The sequence below is a fragment of the Thermus sp. FJN-A genome (assembly GCF_054655095.1).
The window spans coordinates 179,797-197,808 of the sequence record NZ_BAAHSC010000174.1; the positions used below are offsets into that span (position 1 = coordinate 179,797).

Below are 18,012 nucleotides of genomic sequence, written 5' to 3' on the forward strand. Positions count from 1 at the left end.
GGGAAGGTATGGCGGTTCGGGGGACGAAGGACCTCTTTGGCCAAGAGCTCAGGCTTCACCAGCACATCGTGGCCACCGCCCGGCGGGTCCTCGAGGCGGCCGGGGCCCTGGAACTCCTCACCCCCATGTTTGAGGAGACCCAGGTGTTTGAGAAAGGGGTGGGGGTGGCCACGGACATCGTGCGCAAGGAGATGTTCACCTTCCAGGACCGGGGGGGGCGCTCCCTCACCCTGCGCCCCGAGGGCACGGCGGCCATGGTGCGGGCCTACCTGGAGCACGGGATGAAGGTATGGCCCCAGCCCGTGAGGCTCTGGATGGCGGGGCCCATGTTCCGGGCCGAGCGCCCCCAGAAGGGGCGCTTCCGCCAGTTCCACCAGGTGAACTACGAGGCCTTGGGCTCGGATAGCCCCATCCTGGACGCCGAGGCCCTCGTCCTCCTCCACGAGAGCCTGAAGGAACTAGGCCTAAGGCGCCTCACCGTGAAGCTCTCCTCCGTGGGCGACCCCGAGGACCGGGCCCGCTACAACGCCTACCTGCGGGAGGTCCTCTTTCCTTATCGGGAGGAACTCTCCGAGGACTCTAAGGAGCGCCTGGAGCTCAACCCCATGCGCATCCTGGACTCCAAGAGCGAGAAGGACCAGGCCCTCCTCAAGGAGCTCGGGGTGAGGCCCATGCTGGACTTCCTGGGGGAGGGGGCGAGGGCCCACCTCCGGGAGGTGGAGCGCCACCTGGAGAGGCTCTCCGTCCCCTACGAGCTGGACCCGGCCTTGGTGCGGGGGCTGGACTACTACGTGCGCACCGCCTTCGAGGTGCACCACGAGGCCATCGGGGCCCAGTCGGCCCTGGGGGGTGGGGGGCGGTACGACGGGCTTTCCGAGCTTTTGGGGGGGCCCAGGGTCCCCGGGGTGGGCTTCGCCTTTGGGGTGGAGCGGGTGGCCCTGGCCCTCGAGGCCGAGGGGTTCGCCCTGCCCGAGGCCAGGGGCCCGGACCTCTACCTCGTCCCCCTGGAGGAGGAGGCGGTGGCGGAGGCCTTCTACCTGGCCGAGGCCCTGAGGCCCCGGATCCGGGCGGAGTACGCCCTCTCCCCCAAGAAGCCGGGGAAGGGGGTGGAGGAGGCCCTGAAGCGCCACGCCCTCTTCGTGGGCTTCCTGGGGGCGGACGAGCTCCGCACGGGGGAGGTCACCCTCAAGCGCCTGGCCACCGGGGAACAGGTGCGCCTGCCCCGGGCCGAGGCCCTGGGCTTCCTCCTCGCGGCCCTCTCGTGAGAATCCGTTAAGATTTAGGGGATTATGCGCCGCACCCATTACGCCGGGAGTCTACGGGAGGAAGAGGTGGGGCAGGAGGTGGTCCTGGAGGGCTGGGTCAACCGCCGCCGGGACCTGGGGGGGCTCATCTTTTTGGACCTAAGGGACCGGGAAGGGATCGTGCAGCTTCTGGCCCACCCGGATAGCCCCGCCTACCCCATCGCGGAAAGGGTCCGCTCGGAATGGGTGGTGCGCGCCCGGGGCGTGGTCCGCCTCCGCCCGGAGCCCAACCCCCGCCTCCCCACGGGAAAGGTGGAGGTGGAGCTAAAGGCCCTCGAGGTCCTGGCCGAGGCCAAGACCCCCCCTTTCCCCGTGGACGCGGGCTGGCGGGGGGAGGAGGAGAAGGAGGCGAGCGAGGAGCTCCGCCTCAAGTACCGCTACCTGGACCTGCGCCGGAAGAGGATGCAGGAAAACCTCCGCCTGCGCCACCGGGTCATCAAGGCCATCTGGGACTTCCTGGACCGGGAGGGGTTCATCCAGGTGGAGACCCCCTTCCTCACCAAGAGCACCCCGGAAGGGGCCCGGGACTTCCTGGTGCCCTACCGCCACGAGCCGGGCCTCTTTTACGCCCTGCCCCAGTCCCCCCAGCTTTTCAAGCAGATGCTGATGGTGGCGGGGCTAGACCGCTACTTCCAGATCGCCCGCTGCTTCCGGGACGAGGACCTAAGGGCCGACCGCCAGCCCGACTTCACCCAGATGGACCTGGAGATGAGCTTCGTGGAGGTGGAGGACGTTTTGGCGCTCAACGAGCGCCTCATGGCCCACGTGTTCCGCGAGGCCCTGGGCCTGGACCTCCCCCTCCCCTTCCCCAGGCTCACCTACCAAGAGGCCCTGGAGCGCTATGGCTCCGACAAGCCCGACACCCGCTTTGGCCTCGAGCTCCAAGAGGTAGGGCACCTCTTCCGGGAAAGCGCCTTCGGGGTCTTCCGCGAGGCGGAAAGGGTCAAGGCCCTGGCGGCCCCCAAGGGCCTTTCCCGCAAGGAGATCGCCGAGCTGGAGGAGCTCGCCAAGCGCCACGGGGCGAAGGGCCTGGCCTGGGCCCGGGTGGAGGAAGGGGGCTTTTCGGGCGGGGTGGCCAAGTTTCTAGAGCCGGTGCGGGAAGCCCTCCTTCAGGCCACGGGGGCAGGCCCCGGGGACACCCTCCTCTTCGTGGCGGGGCCCAAGCGGGTGGCGGCCGGGGCCCTGGGCCAGGTGCGGCTAAGGCTGGCGGAGATGCTCGCCCTTCCCCGGGAGGGCTTCCGCTTCCTCTGGGTGGTGGACTTCCCCCTCCTGGAGTGGGACGAGGAGGAAGGGGCCTGGACCTACATGCACCACCCCTTCACCAGCCCCCACCCCGAGGACCTGCCCCTTTTGGAGGAGGACCCGGGAAGGGTACGGGCCCTGGCCTACGACCTGGTCTTAAACGGGGTGGAGGTAGGGGGGGGTTCCATCCGCATCCACGACCCCGCCCTCCAGGCCAAGATGTTCCGGGTGCTGGGCATCGGCGAGGAGGAGCAGCGGGAGAAGTTCGGCTTTTTCCTGGAGGCCCTGGAGTACGGCGCCCCGCCCCACGGGGGCATCGCCTGGGGGCTGGACCGGCTTTTGGCCCTGATGACGGGAAGCCCCTCCATCCGGGAGGTCATCGCCTTCCCCAAGAACAAGGAGGGCAAGGACCCCCTGACCGGGGCCCCGAGCCCGGTTTCCGAGGCGCAGCTTCTGGAGCTCGGCCTCAGGGTGGTCCGGCATGGCTAGGATCCCCTACGTGATCGTGGACGCCTTCGCCCCCACCCCGGGGGCGGGGAACCGGGTGGCCATCGTCTTGGACGCCCGGGGCATGGGCCCGGCGGAGATGCAAGGGGTGGCCCGGAGGCTGGCGGAGCCCGAGACCGCCTTCCTCACCGAGCGCCAGGGCAACGTCTTCGCGGTGCGCTTCTTCACCCCTTCCGGGGAGGTGGAGTTCTCGGGGCACGCGGCGGTGGCCCTGGGCCTGGCCTTGGTGCGCCTGGGCCTGGCGCCCCAGGGCACCGCCCGCCTTTTCCTCCACACCCCCACCGAGGCCCTGCCCGTGGAGATCCTCTACGAGGGGGGGGAGCCCAAGAAGGCCCTGGTGCGGGGGCCCGCCCCCCGGTTCCGGGACCTGCCCCCCTACCAGGCCCTCAAGGAGGCCCTCGAGGCCCTGGGCGGCGACGAGCGCTACCTCCACCGGGGGCTCCCCTACGGCATCGCCTACACCGGGCTTTGGAGCCTCTTCGTCCCCCTCATCGCCCCCGGGGTGGTGGATGCCCTGGAGCCGGACATGCCCCTCCTGGCGGAACTCTCCCGCAGGCTGGAGGTGGCCACCGTGCACGCCTACGCCCCCATGGGCCCCCGGAGCTTTTACGCCCGGGACTTCGCCCCCCTCCTCGGCATCCCCGAGGACCCGGTCACGGGCTCGGCCAACGCCGCCTTGGGGGCCCTCCTGGCCCGGTCCGGGGTGGTGCCCAGGCGGGAGGGGAGGGTGGCCCTCACCATCTACCAGGGCCACCGCCTGGGCAACCCGGGGGTGGTGGAGGTGGTGGTGGAGTATAGCCCTTCGGGCCAGCCCTACTCGGTGCAGATCGGAGGGGAGGCGGCCATCCTGAAGACGGGGGAGCTCTGAATGGTGCGGCTCGTCTTCGTGGACGTGGACGGGACCCTGGTGGGGAAAGAGGGGGTGCCCCCCTGCGTCTGGCCTGCGGTGGCGGGCCTCCAGGCGCGGGGGGTGCGCCTTTCCCTCATCACCGGCAGGCCGGGGCGGGGGGAGACCCTGGCCTACGCCCGGAGGCTAGACCCAGAGGGCCTCCACGTGTTTGAGTCCGGGGCGGTGGTCCTGCGCCTCACCCAAGACCCCCACGAGCCCCCGGCCAGGCCCCTCCTGGTGGAGGCCCTGCCCCGGGAGGCGGCGGAAGGGGCGGTGCGCCTGGCCCGGCGGCTCGGGCTTCCCCTGGAGGGCTACACCGCGGAAGGGGGGTTTTACGTGGAGGGGGATAGCCCCCTCATCCAGGCGCACCAGGCGCTCTTGGGCCTTCAGGCGGAAGGGGCCGACCTCCTCGGGCTCAAAAGCCCCCTGGTGCGCCTCCAGGTGCTGGCGGGGCCAGGGGCTCCCCTGGGCGGCTTCCTGGACGGCCTGCCCCCAGGGCTTGCCGCCCACCTGGCGGAAAGCCCCAAGATGCCCGGGGTGCGCTTCGTCTCCCTCACCAAGCGGGGAGTGAGCAAGCTCTCCGCCGCCCGCCTCGTGGCCGAGGCCCACGGCCTCACCCTGGCGGAGTGCGCCATGGTGGGGGACGGGGAGAACGACCTGGAGCTCATCCAAGCCGTGGGCCTGGGCATCGCCATGGGCAACGCCTCCCCCGCCGTGCGCCAGGCCGCCCAAAAGGTGGTGGCCCCGGTGGAAGCCTGCGGGCTGGCGGAGGCCCTGGAGGCAGTCCTGGGGAGGGTCTAGGGGAAGGGGCGGGACTGGACCCAACGCACCCGGCCCTCCCGGTAGACGCCGAGGACCTCCACCCAGCCCGGGGGCAGGCTAAGGCTTGGCGGGGAAAGGCCCGCCGGAAGGGCTTGGAGGCGCTGGCCGTCCCAGTACGCCACCAGGCGCACCTCTCCCCCCTCCGGGGCCACCCTCAGGGCAAAGACCCGCACCCCTCCCCCCTCCTCCACCGTCCACACCTCCACCCCAGGGTAAGCCCGCTGGCCCACCGCCAGGCCGGGGCCTCGGTAGTAGGCAAAGCGGGTCGGGAACACCACCCGAAGGGCCTCGGCCACAAACCCTCCCCCCTGCCAGGTCCCCTCGGCCTCCACCAGCATCCCGGGCGCCAGGAGGGGGAGCCAGGGTGAGTTGCCCCGGAGGGGGACGCCCGCAACCAGGGGCACCTGGCCTGCGGCCAAGGTGACCTGGCCGTAGAAGCGTTGGGGGGCTTCCTGGGAGCCCGGCTTCGGGCTAGGCGGGGGCTTCGGGGTCTCTATAGGCGGGGCTATGGGGGGAAGCGGCGGCAGGGGAAGCGGCGGGAGGTCCAGAGCCCAAGCCCACCCTCCCAGCACCCAGACCACCAGCCAGTGCCTCATGGGCCCTCCTTGGGCAGGAGGAGAACCACGCGGAGCCCCGGGCGGGCATCCTCGGCGAAAAACCGCCCCCCGAGCGCGTCCACGGTACGGTGGACCAAGGCCAGGCCTAGCCCGGTGCCCCGGGGGGCGGACCGCAGGAAGGGGGTACCGAGGTGAGGTAGCAAGCCGGGAGGCACGCCGGGCCCATGGTCCCGCACCTCCACCCCCACCCAAGCCCCCTCCTCCCAAAGCCGGACCTCCACGGGCGGGCGCCCGTGGGTGAAGGCGTTTTCCAGAAGGTTGGCCAGGGCACGGCGCAAGAGCTCCCTTGGCCCCAACACCACCCCCTTCCCCTCCAGGCGGAGGACCACTCCCGGCCACGCCGAGGCCACCTCCTGGACCAGGGCCCTCAGGGCCACCTGCTCCCGCTCCACCTCCCCCCTGGCCAGGGCCAAAAGGCCCTCCAGGAGGGCCTCGAGGCGCTCTACCTGCGCCTTTAGCCGGGGAAGGACCCGCTCCAAGGGAAGAAGCCCCCGCTCCAGGGCTTCCAGCTGCCCTTTAAGGGCCGCCACCGGGGTCCTTAGCTCGTGGGCGGCGTGGCGGGCGAAGGTCCGCTCCCGCTCCAGGAAACCCCGCACCGCCCGAACCATCCGGTTGAAGCTTTCGGCCAGGCTGGAAACCTCGTCCCGCCCCGGAGGGACGGGCACAGGAGCGGGGAACCGTTCCTGGGAGAGGGCCTCCGCCGCCCGGGCCAGGTCCGCAAGGGGCCCAAGGAGGCGCCGCAGCAGGAAAAAGGTGGTCCCCAAGGCGAGAGCGAGGGCCAAGGGAAAGGCGAAAAGGCTAGCCCCTAGAACGTATCCAAGCTCCGGCGCCGGCAAGGCCACCTCCAGGGTGTAGCCCTCGGGAAGGGACCACCCGCTTCGAACCCACCCCGGCTCCTCCTCGGGGAAAAGCCCCCCGTACTGGAGGTACACCCGCCCCTCCTTCACAAGCCGGGCCCTCCCCTCGCCGAAGGGCAGGAGGAGGGCGTGCCCTTCAGCCCGGAGGCTGGGCAGGGCCCCCTCCAGGTCCAGGGCCTGGTAGAGGGTCTGGGCGAAAAGGAGGAGTTCCCGCCGCACCGTCTCCTCCCGTACCCGGAGAAGGGCCAGGTACCCGAAGGCGAGCTGGGCCAAGGCCGCCAGGCCCACGGCCACGCCCACGCCGAGAAGCAGCCTAGTCCGAAAGCCCAAGGCCGTACCCCCCTGCCCCGGTCCGGACCACCTCCGGACCCAGCTTGTTCCGCAGGCGATGCACATAGACCCGCACCAGCCGGAGCGAGGACTCCCGCCCCGGAAACAGGCGGTCGGCGAGTTCCTCGGTGCCGAAGAGCCGGTGGGGATACAGGCAGAAGACCTCCAGGAGGTGGAACTCGGTGGGCGAAAGGATCGCCTCTTTCCCCTGCCAAAAAGCCCTTTTCCCCACCAGGTCCACCTCCAGAGGGCCACGGCGGAACCACCTCGCCTTGTGCTGGGCCCCCCGCCGCAGGAGGGCCCTGACCCGGGCCAACAGCTCCCCAAAGGCGAAGGGCTTCACCAGGTAGTCGTCCCCACCCAGGTCCAGGCCGTAGACCCGGTCCTCCAAGCCGTCCCGGGCGGTGAGGAAGAGGATCCCGCCCGCGTACCCCCCTTCCCGGACCGCGTCGGCGAACCGAAACCCCGCGTCCACCCCCTCGGGGAGCATCACGTCCAGGACGAGGAGATCGGGCTCGGTCTCCAAAAAGGCCCCCCACGCCTCCCCCACGCTCCGGGCCCAGCCCACCTCGTAGCCCTCCTTGGCGAGGAAGAGGGTCAGGGGCTCCCCGATGTCGGGCTCGTCCTCCACCAGCAGGATCCGCACGGATACACCATAGCAAGACCCGCCCCCCTCTCAAGGGGGGCGCGTTCACGCCGGGCTCACCTACCGCCCGCGCCGATGCCGATCCCGATGCCCAGGCCGACACCAACGCCGCCTTCCCCGCCGCTACGGCCCGAGGCATTACCCGGGGCCGTGCCCTCAGTCCCCCTTCCCCAGGCCACCTCCAGGAGACCCCGAGCCTCACCTCCCACCTGGACCGTGACCTCGGCCAAAACCGAGCCGGCATGCCGCACTTCCAGGGTGCGCTCCTCCCCGTTCACGAGGAGGACCACACGGGTGGCCCCCTCGGCGGAAACCCTTGCCCTGGGGTTCACCTCCACCAAGCCCACCACCCGGTCGCCCCGCAGAAAGAGCGCCACGTCCTTTTCCCCTTTCAGGGCAGCCTGGAGCTCCGCCGCCACCCGGGCGAGGCGCTCCTTCTCCCCGTTGAGCCACACCCGGGTCTCCCCCAGGGTCCGCCCCGCCTCGGCCAAGGCAAAGGCGTAGACCTGCCCCTCCAAGGCAAGCCGCACCTCCCCCGCCCCCTGCACCTGGCCAGCCCAAACCTGGTCCAAGGAGCCCTGGGCCACCAGCTGGCCCCTGAAGTACACCTGGGCCAACACCCCAGGCGCACTTCCTTGGGCCAGCGCCAACGCGGCCACCACCAACATCCCGACCCAAAGCCGTTTAGCCATCTCCATCACCTCCCGTAGCCCAAGGTAGCGGCCTGGGGTAAACGTGGGGTAAACGCCCCGCCCCTCCCTTAGGATGAAGGCGGTATGCGAGCCTTCATTGGCGAGATCGCCAACCACGTGGGCCAGGAGGTGGAGATCCGGGGCTGGCTCTACCAAAGGCGCTCCAAGGGCAAGATCCACTTCCTCATCCTCCGGGACGGCACCGGCTTCCTCCAGGCCACGGTGGTCAAGGGGGAGGTGCCGGAGGAGGTCTTCCAGGAGGCGGACCGCCTGCCCCAGGAAACCGCCCTCAGGGCCTGGGGGGTGGTGCGCCGGGACGAGCGGGCTCCCGGGGGGTTTGAGCTCGCCTTGCGGAACCTGGAGGTGGTGAGCCGCCCCCACGGGGAGTACCCCATCGGCCCCAAGGAGCACGGCATAGACTTTCTCATGGACCACCGCCACCTCTGGCTCCGCCACCGCCGCCCCTTCGCGGTGATGCGCATCCGGGACGAGGTGGAAAGGGCCATCCACGACTTTTTCGGGGAGCGGGGCTTCCTCCGCTTCGATGCCCCCATCCTCACCCCGAGCGCGGTGGAGGGGACCACCGACCTCTTCGAAGTGGACCTCTTTGACGGGGAAAAGGCCTACCTCTCCCAGTCCGGCCAGCTCTACGCGGAGGCGGGGGCCCTGGCCTTCGGGAAGGTCTACACCTTTGGCCCCACCTTCCGCGCGGAAAGGAGCAAGACCAGGCGCCACCTCCTGGAGTTCTGGATGGTGGAGCCCGAGGTGGCCTTCATGACCCACGAGGAGAACATGGCCCTGCAGGAGGAACTCTTGCGCTACCTGGTGGGCCGGGTGCTGGAGAGGCGCCCCCGGGAGCTGGAGATGCTGGAGCGGGACCCAAAGGCCTTGGAGCCCGCGGCGGAAGGGAACTACCCAAGGCTCACCTACCGGGAGGCGGTGGCCTTGGTGAACCGCATCGCCCAGGAAGACCCCGAGGTACCTCCCCTCCCCTACGGGGAGGACTTCGGCGCCCCCCACGAGGCGGCCCTGAGCCGCCAGTTTGACCGCCCCGTCTTCGTGGAGCGCTACCCGGCCCGGATCAAGGCCTTCTACATGGAGCCGGACCCCTCAGACCCCGAGCTCGTCCTGAACGATGATCTCCTCGCCCCCGAGGGCTACGGGGAGATCATCGGGGGCAGCCAAAGGATCCACGACCTGAACCTCCTCCGGCAGAGGATCCGGGACTTCGGCCTCCCCGAGGAGGTCTACGAGTGGTACCTGGACCTCCGCCGCTTCGGGAGCGTGCCCCACTCGGGCTTCGGCCTCGGCCTGGAGCGCACCGTGGCCTGGATCTGCGGGCTTCCCCACGTGCGGGAGGCCATCCCCTTCCCCCGGATGTACACCCGGATGCGCCCGTAATACACCCCTCCGTGTATCTTCTCCGGTTCGCCTATTAGGGACGGTGCCACCTAGTCTTGACAAGGTGGCACCTCCTATGTTCTCATAGGCCCGTCAGAATAACCTCACTCTGGCGTCTGGAGTTGACGGCATCTTTCCATACCTCACGGGAGGAAGGCCATGAAGGAGAACCGGAGAAACTTTATCCGCAGGATGGTTGCTGGTGTAGCGGCTAGCGCAGCGTTTAGTCCTCTGGCCATCGCCCAGGCCCCCAAGTTCCGTTGGCGCATCCAGTCCGCTTGGGACGCAGGCACCGTGGGTTACACCCTGTTCCAAAAGTTTGCCGAGCGGGTCAAGGAACTCACCGATGGGCAAATAGAGATTCAGACCTTCCCCGCCGGAGCGGTGGTGGGCACCTTTGACATGTTTGACGCGGTGAAAGCTGGGGTCCTGGACGGGATGCACCCCTTCACCCTTTACTGGGCGGGGCGGATGCCGGTCACCGCCTTCCTTTCTTCCTACCCCCTGGGTTTGGACCGGCCCGACCAGTGGGAAACCTGGTACTACGCCCTAGGGGGCCTGGACCTGGCCCGTAAGGCCTTTGAGGAGCAAGGGCTTTTCTACGTGGGCCCCGTGCAGCACGACTACAACCTCATTCACGCCAAGAAGCCCATCAAGAGCTTCGAGGACTTCAAGGGGGTGAAGCTCCGGGTACCGGGGGGGATGATCGCTGAGATTTTCGCTGCCGCCGGGGCTGCTACTGTCCTCCTACCCGGGGGCGAGGTCTACCCTGCTCTGGAACGCGGGGTGATTGACGCTGCCGACTTCGTGGGCCCAGCAGTGAACTACAACCTGGGCTTCCACCAGGTGACCAAATACATCATCATGGGGCCACCCGAGACCCCCTGCATCCACCAACCTGTGGACCTGGCAGACATCACCCTCAACCTTTCCCGCTGGCGGGCCCTGCCCCGAAACCTGCAGGAGCGGTTTGAGGCGGCGGTGCACGATTGGAGCTGGCTCCACTACGCCGGCATCCAGAAGGCTAACCTTGAAGCCTGGCCCAAATACAAAGCAGCTGGGGTGCAGATCATCCGCCTCACCACTGTGGACGTGCGCAAATTCCGGCGCGTGGCCATCCCCATCTGGTTCAAGTGGGCCAAGCAGGACAAGTATTCTCGCCAGGCTTTCTCCACGCAGCTGGAGTACATGAAAGCCCTGGGCTACGTCAGCGACGCGGATATCCGGGGTCTTAGCCTCTAGGAGCGCCAACGTGGGGCAGGTACTCCAACGCTTCCTAGCCTTGGTAGAGGCTCTCAGCTTGTGGTCAGGCCGCGCGGCCGCTTGGCTTACCCTGGCGGCGGTGCTCATTCTCACCGTAGAGGTGGTACGGCGGTACTTCTTCAATGCTCCCACACAGTGGGCGCACGAGATCTCCACCTTGCTTTTTGGTTTACTCTATGCGCTTTCCGGGGCTTATGCCCTTAAGGAAAAGGCCCACGTGGGGGTAGACGTCTTCTACGCCCGCTTCTCTGTCAAGGGGAGGGCATGGGTAAACCTGTTTGGCTTTGCGTTTCTTGCCCTTTTCTCCGGCACCCTTCTTGTCTACGGTTGGCAGTTCTTTTGGACCTCCTGGCAAAACCGGGAGTTCTCCCTGGCCAACCAAGCCATACCCCTCTTCCCCTTTAAGCTAGCCATTCCCCTTGGGGCAGCGCTGCTTCTGCTCCAAGGCCTGGCTAACGCTATCCGGGACCTGATGGTGCTCTTGGGAAAGGAGGAAGATCGTGCCCGTTGAGATCTTAACCTGGTTGATGTTCGGCAGCCTTTTCCTCCTTCTCCTCACGGGCTATCCCCTCGCTTTCCTGATTGGAGGTCTGGCCGTTGGCTTCATCGCCTGGCTTTGGACCCCCGATGCTCTAGCCCTGGTCCCCCAACGCATGTGGAACAACATGACCCAGTACTTGCTGGCAGCCATCCCCCTCTTCATCTTTATGGCCTCCATGCTGGAAAAGTCTGGGCTCATTGAAGAGATCTTTGACGTGGCCTACAAGTGGCTAGGGCGGGTGCCAGGTGGTCTGGCTGTGGCTACGGTGGCGGCCTCCACCGTTCTTGCCGCCATGGTGGGAGTGATTGGAGCTGCGGTAGTGACCATGGCCCTGGTGGCGCTACCCTCCATGCTACGCCGGGGCTACAGCCCTGTGCTAGCCGCAGGTACGGTAATGGCCGGGGGAACCCTGGGTATCCTTATCCCACCCAGTGTCCTGGCCATCATCTACGGCCTCGTGGCCAACCAGTCCGTGGGAGAGCTTTACCTTGGCTCCGTCCTTCCCGGGTTAGTCCTCTCTGGTCTTTACATGGTCTTCTCCATAGTCTACGCCCTCCTTTATCCCCAAAGCGCTCCCCGGATCCCCAAGGAAGAAGCCCCCTCTTGGGAAGAAAGATGGCGGGCGTTACGAACCATCTGGGCTCCTCTCTTCCTCATCTTCCTAGTCCTCGGAACCATCTTCCTAGGCCTTGCTGCGCCCACAGAAGCTGCAGCGGTAGGGGCCTTCGGGGCTCTATTGGTAGCCGCCTTGCACCGCAAGCTAACCTGGTACAACCTCCGCTTGGCCCTCGAGCAAACCGCCAAGGCCACCGCCATGGTCCTTTGGATTATCTTCGGAGCTAACGCCTTTGTGGCCTTCTATGTAGCGCAGGGAGGGGACAGGTACATCAGCGAACTCCTTCTAGGCACGGGTCTTTCCCCTTGGGGCATCCTCATTCTTATGCAGGTCATCCTCATTGTCCTGGGAATGTTCCTAGATTGGGTGGGCATTCTCCTCTTAGCCGTACCGGTCTTTGTGCCCATTATCCGGGACCTGGGTTTTGACCCCCTATGGTTTGGGGTCCTGTATCTGGTTAACATGCAGCTTTCCTTTCTCTCCCCTCCCTTTGGCTATGCCCTCTTCTATGTGCGTGGGGTGGCCCCCCAGATTCCCATGGGCACCATCTATCGGGCGGCCATCCCTTTTTTGCTTCTACAACTCACAGGGCTCGTTATCCTCATACTTTTCCCAGGCCTAGCCACCTGGTTACCTAGCCTGGTCTACGGCAAGTGAGAGCAGGCCCACGCCTCATAAGAGCGCCCCCTGAACCATTCCCCTAGCATCCCCCAAACCATCACCGGAACAGGGTGTGGCCCCGAAGCAGGTCCGGCTGGGTTTGCAGGCAGGCAAGGGGGGCAAAGCTCAGCCGCTTCACCCAGCTTCAAGCCCGCCGGGAGCCTCTCCGAAAGCTACTCGGCGGCGCTCCTGATAGTCCATATGCCGTCCCAGGCACGAGGTTCTAAAAGGCCCTGGCGGAAGACCGCAAGGCGTTCCCCTCCCAGGAAAGCAGCTTGGAGCTCTGGGGAGAGCAAGGAGCGCTAGCCTGAGTTCTGGTGCAGGGCGTTGGCCATGGGCTTGCCCCTATCCCTGCTTTGCCAGGTCCAAGAAGTAACGGTGGAGGCGGGCATCCCCCGTGAGCTCGGGGTGGAAGGCGCTCGCCAGCACCTTCCCCTGCCGCACCAAGACGGGGAGGCCCTTTAGCTCCGCCAGGACCTCTACCCCCTCTCCCAGGCGCCGGAAGACGGGGGCGCGGATGAAGACCCCGGGGAAGGGGCCGAGCCCCCGGACCTCCAGGTCCTCCCTGAAGCTTTCCACCTGGCGGCCAAAGGCGTTGCGCTCCACCGCCACGTCCAAGACCCCGAGGCGGGGTTGCTCCGGATAGCCCAGGATCTCCCGGGCCATCCAGATGGCCCCGGCGCAGGTGCCGAAGAGGGCCAAGGTGCCCTCCTCCACCCGCCTCCGCACCGCCTCTTCCAGGCCGTACTCCCGGGCGAGCTTCCCGATGGTGGTGGACTCGCCACCGGGGACGATGAGGGCCTTTAGGCCCTCCAGGTGCTCGGGCTTCCGCACCTCCCTGGCCTCCACGCCAAGCCGCCTCAGCGCCTCCTTGTGCTCGCGGAAATCCCCTTGCAGGGCCAGTACGCCCACCACGCCCCTCATCCTGGGCCTAGGCCCCCCGCCTGTCAAGGGAAGCCCGCACCAGGGCGTAGCCTATGGCCCCCGCCACCAGGGAAGCGGCCAGGACCCCCACCTTGGCCTGGTCCAGCATCCCCCCGGTGAAGGCAAGCCCGGCGATGAAGAGGGCCATGGTGAAGCCGATGCCCGCTAAGAAGCCCACCCCCAGGATGGACTTGAGCCCCACCCCCTCGGGCAAGGTCCCCAGGCCCAGGCGCAGGGCCAGCCAGGAGAAACCCAGGACGCCCAGGGGCTTCCCCAGGAGGAGGCCCAGGGCCACGCCCCAGGCCACAGGCCCCACCTGCAAGCCCCCTAGGGCCACCCCGGCGTTGAAGAAGGCGAAGACCGGCAGGACCCCGTAGGCCACCCAGGGATGCAGGGCGTGCTCCAAGCGGTGCAGGGGGCTTTGGGCCTCCTCCACCTCCTCCTCCAGGGCCTCGAGCTCCCCCTCGAGGGCCTCGGGGTCCTCCGCCTCCGTCTCCCCGCGGAAGGGCCTGGCCCGGCGCAAGGGGACGGCCATGGCCAGCAAGACCCCGGCCAGGGTGGCGTGGAGGCCCGACTGGAGCACGAGGTACCAGAGGGGAAGGCCCAGGAGCAGGTAGGGCCAGAGGTACCAAACCCCCCTTCGGTTCAGGAGGAAGGCCAGGGCCAGGGTGAGGGCGGCCAGGAGGAGGTAGGTCCCCTCGAGGCCCCCCGTGTAGAAGAGGGCGATGACCAGCACCGCCCCCAGGTCGTCCACGATGGCTAAGGCGGTGAGGAAAAGCTTGAGGCCCAAGGGCGCCTTGGGCACCAGGGCCAAGACCCCGAGGGCGAAGGCGATGTCCGTGGCCATGGGCACCCCCCAGCCCCGGGCCTCCGGCCCCGTGGGGTTGAGGAGGAGGTAGAGGGCCGCGGGCACCACCATGCCGCCCAGGGCGGCGGCCACCACCAGGCCCGACTGGCGAGGGTCCCTAAGCTCCCCGGCGAGGAGCTCCCGCTTGAGCTCGAGGCCCACCAGGAGGAAGAACAAGGCCATGAGGAGGTCATTGACCCAGAGGAGGAGGGGCTTTTCCAGGGCAAAGTCCCCCACCCTGAGCCCCACGGGCACCTCCCGCAGGGCGAAGTACCCCCCGGCGAAGGGCGCGTTCGCCAGCAGAAAGGCCAAAAGGGCGGCCAGGAAGAGGAGGATGCCGCCCTTAGCCTCGCTCTCAAGGAACTGTTCCAGAAGCTTGGGATAGCGCCGCTTGGCCATGCGGGGATTATACCCGCACCCAGAGGAGCCTCAGGCTGTTGAGGGTGACGAGGACCAGGGCCCCGTTGTCGGCCAGGACGGCGGGCCAAAGCCCCGTATACCCCAGGAGGGTGGTGAGGAGGAAGGCCCCCTTCAGGCCCACGGCCAGGGCCACGTTCTCCGCCACCACCCTTAGGGTGAGGCGGCTCAAGCGGAAGGCCTTGGGCAAGGCGGCCAGGGAGAGGAGGCCCACGTCCGCGGCCCGAAGCGCGGCCTCCGTGCCCTCGGCCACCGCCAGGCCCACCTGGGCCCGGGCCAGGGCGGGGGCGTCGTTCACCCCGTCCCCCACCATGGCCACCCCTCCCCCTTCCGCCAGGGCCTCCACCGCGCGGAGCTTGTCCACCGGGCTAAGCCCCGCCCGGACCTCCTCAGGGGCGAGGCCCAAGGCCTCCGCCAGGTCCCTCGCCGCCTGCTCCCGGTCCCCGGTGAGGAGGTGGAGCCTAAGCCCCAAGGCCCGGAGAGCGGCCAGGGCCCCCTTGGCCTCCGGCCGCGGCGCGTCGCGGAAGGCGAGAAGGGCCAGGGGCTCCCCGTCACCCACCAAGAGGGCGAGGCTCATCCCCTCCCCCTCCAGGGCCTCCACCTGGGCCCGGACCTCCGGGGAGAGCGCCAAGGCCTCCGGCCGCACGAGCCCCACCTCCCTTTCCCCCACCCGGGCGAAGGCTCCCAGGCCCGGCTCCGTCCGGTGGCCCGTGGCCCGCAAGCCCCCCGCCCCCGGGGCCTCCCGCACCGCCCGGGCCAGGGGGTGGGCCGAGCCCTCGGCCACCGCCTTGGCCAGGGCCAGGGCCTCCGCCTCGCCCGCCCCTAAGGGCACCACCCGCACCAGACGGGGCCTTCCCAGGGTGAGGGTCCCCGTCTTGTCCAGGGCCAGGTGGCGCACCCTCCCCAGGCGCTCCAGGGCGGCCCCGCCCTTGAAGAGCACCCCTTCCCTCGCCCCCCGGGCCACCCCGCTGGCGATGGCCGCGGGCACGGAGATCACCAGGGCGCAGGGGCAGGCGATGAGGAGGAGGGCGAGGGCCTTGTACACGTGCCCCACGAAGTCCCCCTGGAAAAGGGGGAGGACGAAGGCCACGAGGCCCGCAAGCCCTAGGACCGCAGGGGTGTAGCGGCGGCTGAAGGCCTCCATAAACCGCTCCGCCTGGCCCTTATGCAGAAGGGCTTCCTCCGCCAGGCGCTCCACCTCCGCCAGGAAGCCCTCCTTTGGGGAGCGCTCCACCTGGAGGAGGAGGCTTCCCTCCACCACCAGGCTTCCCCCAAAGACCCTGTCCCCCACCCCCTTGGCCCGGGGCAGGGCCTCCCCGGTGAAGGCGGCCTCCTCCACCCAGGCCTCCCCCGCCAGCACCACCCCGTCCGCGGGCACCCGCTCCCCCGGGGGCACCCGCACCCGGTCCCCGGGGGCGAGGGCCTCGAGGGGCACCTCCTCCACCCCGTCCTCCCGCCACCGGTAGGCGCGCCGCGGCAGAAGCTCCGAGAGGACGAAGAGGGCCCTGCGGGCCCGGGCCACGCTGTACGCCTCCAGCACCTCCCCCACCAGGAAGAGGAAGACCACCACCCCCGCCTCCGCCTGGGCCCCGAGGGCCAGGGCGCCCAAGGTGGCCACCGTCACCAGGGCCTGCATGCTGAAGGGGTTCTTTCGCCAGCCCGCCAGGGCCCTCTTCGCCAGGGGGAAAACCCCCACCAGGGCGGCGGTGGTGTAACCCCACGCCCCCCAGGCGAGCGCCCAAGGGGAGGCCAGGAAGGCGAGAAGCAGAAGCCCCCCGGAGAGGGCGGCATAACGCCAAGGGCCGGGAAGCCCCCGGGCCTCCTCCCCCCTTGGCTTAAGGCGGTAGCCCATGGCGGCCAGCACCCGTTGGGCCTCCTTCTCCGCCCCGGGGACCTCCAGGTGCAGGTAGGCCTTGCCGCTGGCAAAGCTCACCTCCGCCTTGGCCACCCCCGGCACGGACCCCAGGGCCTCTTCCACCTTGCGGGCGCACGAGGCGCAGTCCATGCCCTCCACCTGGAACACGCGTACCCTCGGAGCCTCCATGCCCCCAGGGTAACATCATTTGAACATTTGGTCAAGTGTTCTCTTCTGCGTGGGCCAAGGCCTCCGCCAAAAGGCCCTCCACGTGCCGGTCGGCGAGGCGGTAATAGACCTGCTTCCCCTCCCGGCGGAAGGCCACGAGCCTCGCCTGGCGGAGGAGCCTGAGCTGGTGGCTCACCCCGGAGACGGAAACCCCCGCCAGAAGGGCCAGGTCGCACACGCAAAGCTCCCCCGCCGCCTTCAGGGCCAGGAGGAGGCGGATGCGGGTGGGGTCGGAAAGGGCCTTGAGGAGGAGGCTGGCCTCCCTCACCACCTCCTCCCTAGGCAGGGCGGCCCGGGCCCGCTCCACCGCTTCCGGGTGGATCTCGTAGACCCCGCAGACCGCCCGTCCCAAGGCTCCCCCCTACCAGCCCCGCTTGGCAAGCCGCTCTTCCTCCTTGAGCTGGTCCAGGTTGATGCCCACCATGGGCTCGCCCAGGTCCTCGCTCACCTCGGCCAGCACCTCGGGGTCGTTGTAATGGGTCACCGCCCGCACGATGGCCCGGGCCCTTTTCTTGGGGTCGCCGGACTTGAAGATGCCGCTTCCCACGAAGACCCCGTCCATGCCCAGGTGCATCATGAGGGCGGCATCGGCCGGGGTGGCGATGCCCCCGGCGGCGAAGTTCACCACGGGGAGACGGCCATGGTGGTGGACCCACTTCACGAGCTCAAAAGGGGCCCCGATCTCCTTGGCGTAGGCCATGAGCTCGTCCTCCCGGAGGGACTGGACGTGGCGGATCTGCTTCCACATGGTGCGGGCGTGGCGCACCGCCTCCACCACGTTGCCCGTCCCCGCCTCCCCCTTAGTGCGGATCATGGCCGCCCCCTCGGCGATGCGCCTTAGGGCCTCCCCCAGGTCCCGGGCCCCGTTCACGAAGGGGACCTTGAACTTCCACTTGTCGATGTGGTGCTCCTCGTCCGCGGGGGTGAGCACCTCGGACTCGTCGATGAAGTCCACCCCGAGGGCCTCGAGGATCATGGCCTCCACGAAGTGGCCGATCCGCACCTTGGCCATGACGGGAATGGACACCGCCGCCATGATCTCCTTGATGATCTTGGGGTCGGACATGCGGGCCACGCCCCCCTGGGCGCGGATGTCCGCGGGCACCCTTTCCAGGGCCATCACCGCCACCGCCCCCGCCTCCTCGGCGATCACCGCCTGCTCGGGGGTGGTCACGTCCATGATCACCCCGCCCTTGAACATCTCGGCGAAGCCCGTCTTGATCTGGAAGGTTCCCTTCTCCATCCCGCCCTCCATCCTCCAGCTTACCCCGCGCCCGGTCAAGGACAAAGCCGGGGGCTACGCTCCCCGGCAGGACCGAAGGCCAGCGCCTTGGTTTCAGTCCTCGGTCCGCCC

At 68.6% G+C, this 18,012-nt stretch carries 17 protein-coding genes; 8 read left to right on the forward strand and 9 right to left on the reverse strand.

Features of this window, described 5'->3' with window-relative positions; translation table 11 throughout:
• The first annotated feature begins 8 nt into the window (after nucleotides 1-8).
• From hisS to ACYQ0J_RS06485, 4 genes are read left to right on the forward strand one after another with little or no spacing between them, the layout of a single operon-like run.
• Nucleotides 9-1,265, forward strand: a complete 1,257-nt coding sequence (hisS, locus tag ACYQ0J_RS06470) for a histidine--tRNA ligase (RefSeq protein ID WP_460171351.1) — start codon at nucleotides 9-11, stop codon at nucleotides 1,263-1,265.
• A gap of 24 nt (nucleotides 1,266-1,289) precedes the next feature.
• Nucleotides 1,290-3,035 carry an aspartate--tRNA ligase gene (gene aspS / locus ACYQ0J_RS06475; RefSeq protein ID WP_460171352.1) on the forward strand — a complete coding sequence of 582 codons (1,746 nt, stop codon included), beginning with the start codon at nucleotides 1,290-1,292 and terminating at the stop codon, nucleotides 3,033-3,035.
• Nucleotides 3,028-3,921: a PhzF family phenazine biosynthesis protein gene (locus ACYQ0J_RS06480; protein ID WP_460171353.1), complete on the forward strand. Its 894-nt coding sequence runs from the start codon at nucleotides 3,028-3,030 to the stop codon at nucleotides 3,919-3,921. The genes aspS and ACYQ0J_RS06480 overlap by 8 nt, the downstream gene beginning before the upstream one ends.
• Complete coding sequence (locus tag ACYQ0J_RS06485) at nucleotides 3,922-4,743, forward strand: HAD family hydrolase (protein ID WP_460171354.1); 822 nt, start codon at nucleotides 3,922-3,924, stop codon at nucleotides 4,741-4,743.
• Here the strand turns inward: ACYQ0J_RS06485 and ACYQ0J_RS06490 are convergent.
• Genes ACYQ0J_RS06490 through ACYQ0J_RS06505 form a run of 4 tightly spaced genes read right to left on the reverse strand, consistent with a single transcriptional unit; the run spans nucleotide 4,740 to nucleotide 7,882 of the window.
• Nucleotides 4,740-5,360, reverse strand: a complete 621-nt coding sequence (locus ACYQ0J_RS06490; protein WP_460171355.1) for a hypothetical protein — start codon at nucleotides 5,358-5,360, stop codon at nucleotides 4,740-4,742. The genes ACYQ0J_RS06485 and ACYQ0J_RS06490 overlap by 4 nt on opposite strands.
• The gene (locus tag ACYQ0J_RS06495) at nucleotides 5,357-6,538 is read right to left on the reverse strand and encodes a HAMP domain-containing sensor histidine kinase (protein WP_460171356.1); all 1,182 of its coding nucleotides are present in this window, start codon (nucleotides 6,536-6,538) and stop codon (nucleotides 5,357-5,359) included. Before ACYQ0J_RS06495 ends, ACYQ0J_RS06490 begins: the two co-directional genes overlap by 4 nt.
• A 13-nt stretch (nucleotides 6,539-6,551) precedes the next feature.
• Entirely contained in the window at nucleotides 6,552-7,214 is a 663-nt protein-coding gene (locus tag ACYQ0J_RS06500; protein WP_460171357.1) for a response regulator transcription factor, read from the reverse strand.
• Between the two features lie 56 nt (nucleotides 7,215-7,270).
• On the reverse strand, nucleotides 7,271-7,882 hold the full coding sequence (locus ACYQ0J_RS06505; protein ID WP_460171358.1) for a hypothetical protein: 612 nt from the start codon (nucleotides 7,880-7,882) through the stop codon (nucleotides 7,271-7,273).
• Between the two features lie 108 nt (nucleotides 7,883-7,990).
• On the opposite strand from ACYQ0J_RS06505, the gene asnS reads away from it, so the two are divergent.
• From asnS to ACYQ0J_RS06525, 4 genes are all read left to right on the forward strand, one after another.
• The gene (asnS, locus tag ACYQ0J_RS06510) at nucleotides 7,991-9,307 is read left to right on the forward strand and encodes an asparagine--tRNA ligase (RefSeq protein WP_460171359.1); all 1,317 of its coding nucleotides are present in this window, start codon (nucleotides 7,991-7,993) and stop codon (nucleotides 9,305-9,307) included.
• Between the two features lie 159 nt (nucleotides 9,308-9,466).
• Nucleotides 9,467-10,549, forward strand: a complete 1,083-nt coding sequence (gene dctP / locus ACYQ0J_RS06515; RefSeq protein WP_460171360.1) for a TRAP transporter substrate-binding protein DctP — start codon at nucleotides 9,467-9,469, stop codon at nucleotides 10,547-10,549.
• Between the two features lie 10 nt (nucleotides 10,550-10,559).
• Nucleotides 10,560-11,081, forward strand: a complete 522-nt coding sequence (locus ACYQ0J_RS06520) for a TRAP transporter small permease subunit (protein WP_460171361.1) — start codon at nucleotides 10,560-10,562, stop codon at nucleotides 11,079-11,081.
• Nucleotides 11,071-12,384 (forward strand): TRAP transporter large permease, encoded by a 1,314-nt coding sequence (locus tag ACYQ0J_RS06525; RefSeq protein ID WP_460171362.1) that lies wholly within the window; start codon nucleotides 11,071-11,073, stop codon nucleotides 12,382-12,384. Before ACYQ0J_RS06520 ends, ACYQ0J_RS06525 begins: the two co-directional genes overlap by 11 nt.
• Nucleotides 12,385-12,732: 348 nt before the next feature.
• On the opposite strand, the gene pdxT is transcribed toward ACYQ0J_RS06525, so the two are convergent.
• From pdxT to pdxS, 5 genes are read right to left on the reverse strand one after another with little or no spacing between them, the layout of a single operon-like run.
• A complete protein-coding gene (gene pdxT, locus ACYQ0J_RS06530) occupies nucleotides 12,733-13,311 on the reverse strand; it encodes a pyridoxal 5'-phosphate synthase glutaminase subunit PdxT (protein WP_460171363.1) in 579 nt (192 codons plus the stop codon).
• A 7-nt stretch (nucleotides 13,312-13,318) separates the two neighbouring features.
• Nucleotides 13,319-14,557: a Na+/H+ antiporter NhaA gene (nhaA, locus tag ACYQ0J_RS06535; protein WP_460171364.1), complete on the reverse strand. Its 1,239-nt coding sequence runs from the start codon at nucleotides 14,555-14,557 to the stop codon at nucleotides 13,319-13,321.
• 7 nt (nucleotides 14,558-14,564) lie between these two features.
• The gene (locus ACYQ0J_RS06540) at nucleotides 14,565-16,619 is read right to left on the reverse strand and encodes a heavy metal translocating P-type ATPase (protein WP_460171365.1); all 2,055 of its coding nucleotides are present in this window, start codon (nucleotides 16,617-16,619) and stop codon (nucleotides 14,565-14,567) included.
• Between the two features lie 31 nt (nucleotides 16,620-16,650).
• A complete protein-coding gene (locus tag ACYQ0J_RS06545; protein WP_460171366.1) occupies nucleotides 16,651-17,010 on the reverse strand; it encodes an ArsR/SmtB family transcription factor in 360 nt (119 codons plus the stop codon).
• Between the two features lie 9 nt (nucleotides 17,011-17,019).
• On the reverse strand, nucleotides 17,020-17,901 hold the full coding sequence (gene pdxS, locus ACYQ0J_RS06550) for a pyridoxal 5'-phosphate synthase lyase subunit PdxS (RefSeq protein ID WP_460171367.1): 882 nt from the start codon (nucleotides 17,899-17,901) through the stop codon (nucleotides 17,020-17,022).
• Nucleotides 17,902-18,012: the final 111 nt, after the last annotated feature.

What these genes read in the sequence shown, in the direction of transcription:
- hisS (WP_460171351.1), top strand. Translation starts at nt 9, where the DNA reads ATGGCGGTTCGGGGGACGAAGGACCTCTTTGGCCAAGAGCTCAGGCTT.
- aspS (WP_460171352.1), top strand. Translation starts at nt 1,290, where the DNA reads ATGCGCCGCACCCATTACGCCGGGAGTCTACGGGAGGAAGAGGTGGGG.
- ACYQ0J_RS06480 (WP_460171353.1), top strand. Translation starts at nt 3,028, where the DNA reads ATGGCTAGGATCCCCTACGTGATCGTGGACGCCTTCGCCCCCACCCCG.
- ACYQ0J_RS06485 (WP_460171354.1), top strand. Translation starts at nt 3,922, where the DNA reads ATGGTGCGGCTCGTCTTCGTGGACGTGGACGGGACCCTGGTGGGGAAA.
- ACYQ0J_RS06490 (WP_460171355.1), bottom strand. Translation starts at nt 5,360, where the DNA reads ATGAGGCACTGGCTGGTGGTCTGGGTGCTGGGAGGGTGGGCTTGGGCT.
- ACYQ0J_RS06505 (WP_460171358.1), bottom strand. Translation starts at nt 7,882, where the DNA reads ATGTTGGTGGTGGCCGCGTTGGCGCTGGCCCAAGGAAGTGCGCCTGGG.
- asnS (WP_460171359.1), top strand. Translation starts at nt 7,991, where the DNA reads ATGCGAGCCTTCATTGGCGAGATCGCCAACCACGTGGGCCAGGAGGTG.
- dctP (WP_460171360.1), top strand. Translation starts at nt 9,467, where the DNA reads ATGAAGGAGAACCGGAGAAACTTTATCCGCAGGATGGTTGCTGGTGTA.
- pdxT (WP_460171363.1), bottom strand. Translation starts at nt 13,311, where the DNA reads ATGAGGGGCGTGGTGGGCGTACTGGCCCTGCAAGGGGATTTCCGCGAG.
- nhaA (WP_460171364.1), bottom strand. Translation starts at nt 14,557, where the DNA reads ATGGCCAAGCGGCGCTATCCCAAGCTTCTGGAACAGTTCCTTGAGAGC.
- ACYQ0J_RS06540 (WP_460171365.1), bottom strand. Translation starts at nt 16,619, where the DNA reads ATGGAGGCTCCGAGGGTACGCGTGTTCCAGGTGGAGGGCATGGACTGC.
- pdxS (WP_460171367.1), bottom strand. Translation starts at nt 17,901, where the DNA reads ATGGAGAAGGGAACCTTCCAGATCAAGACGGGCTTCGCCGAGATGTTC.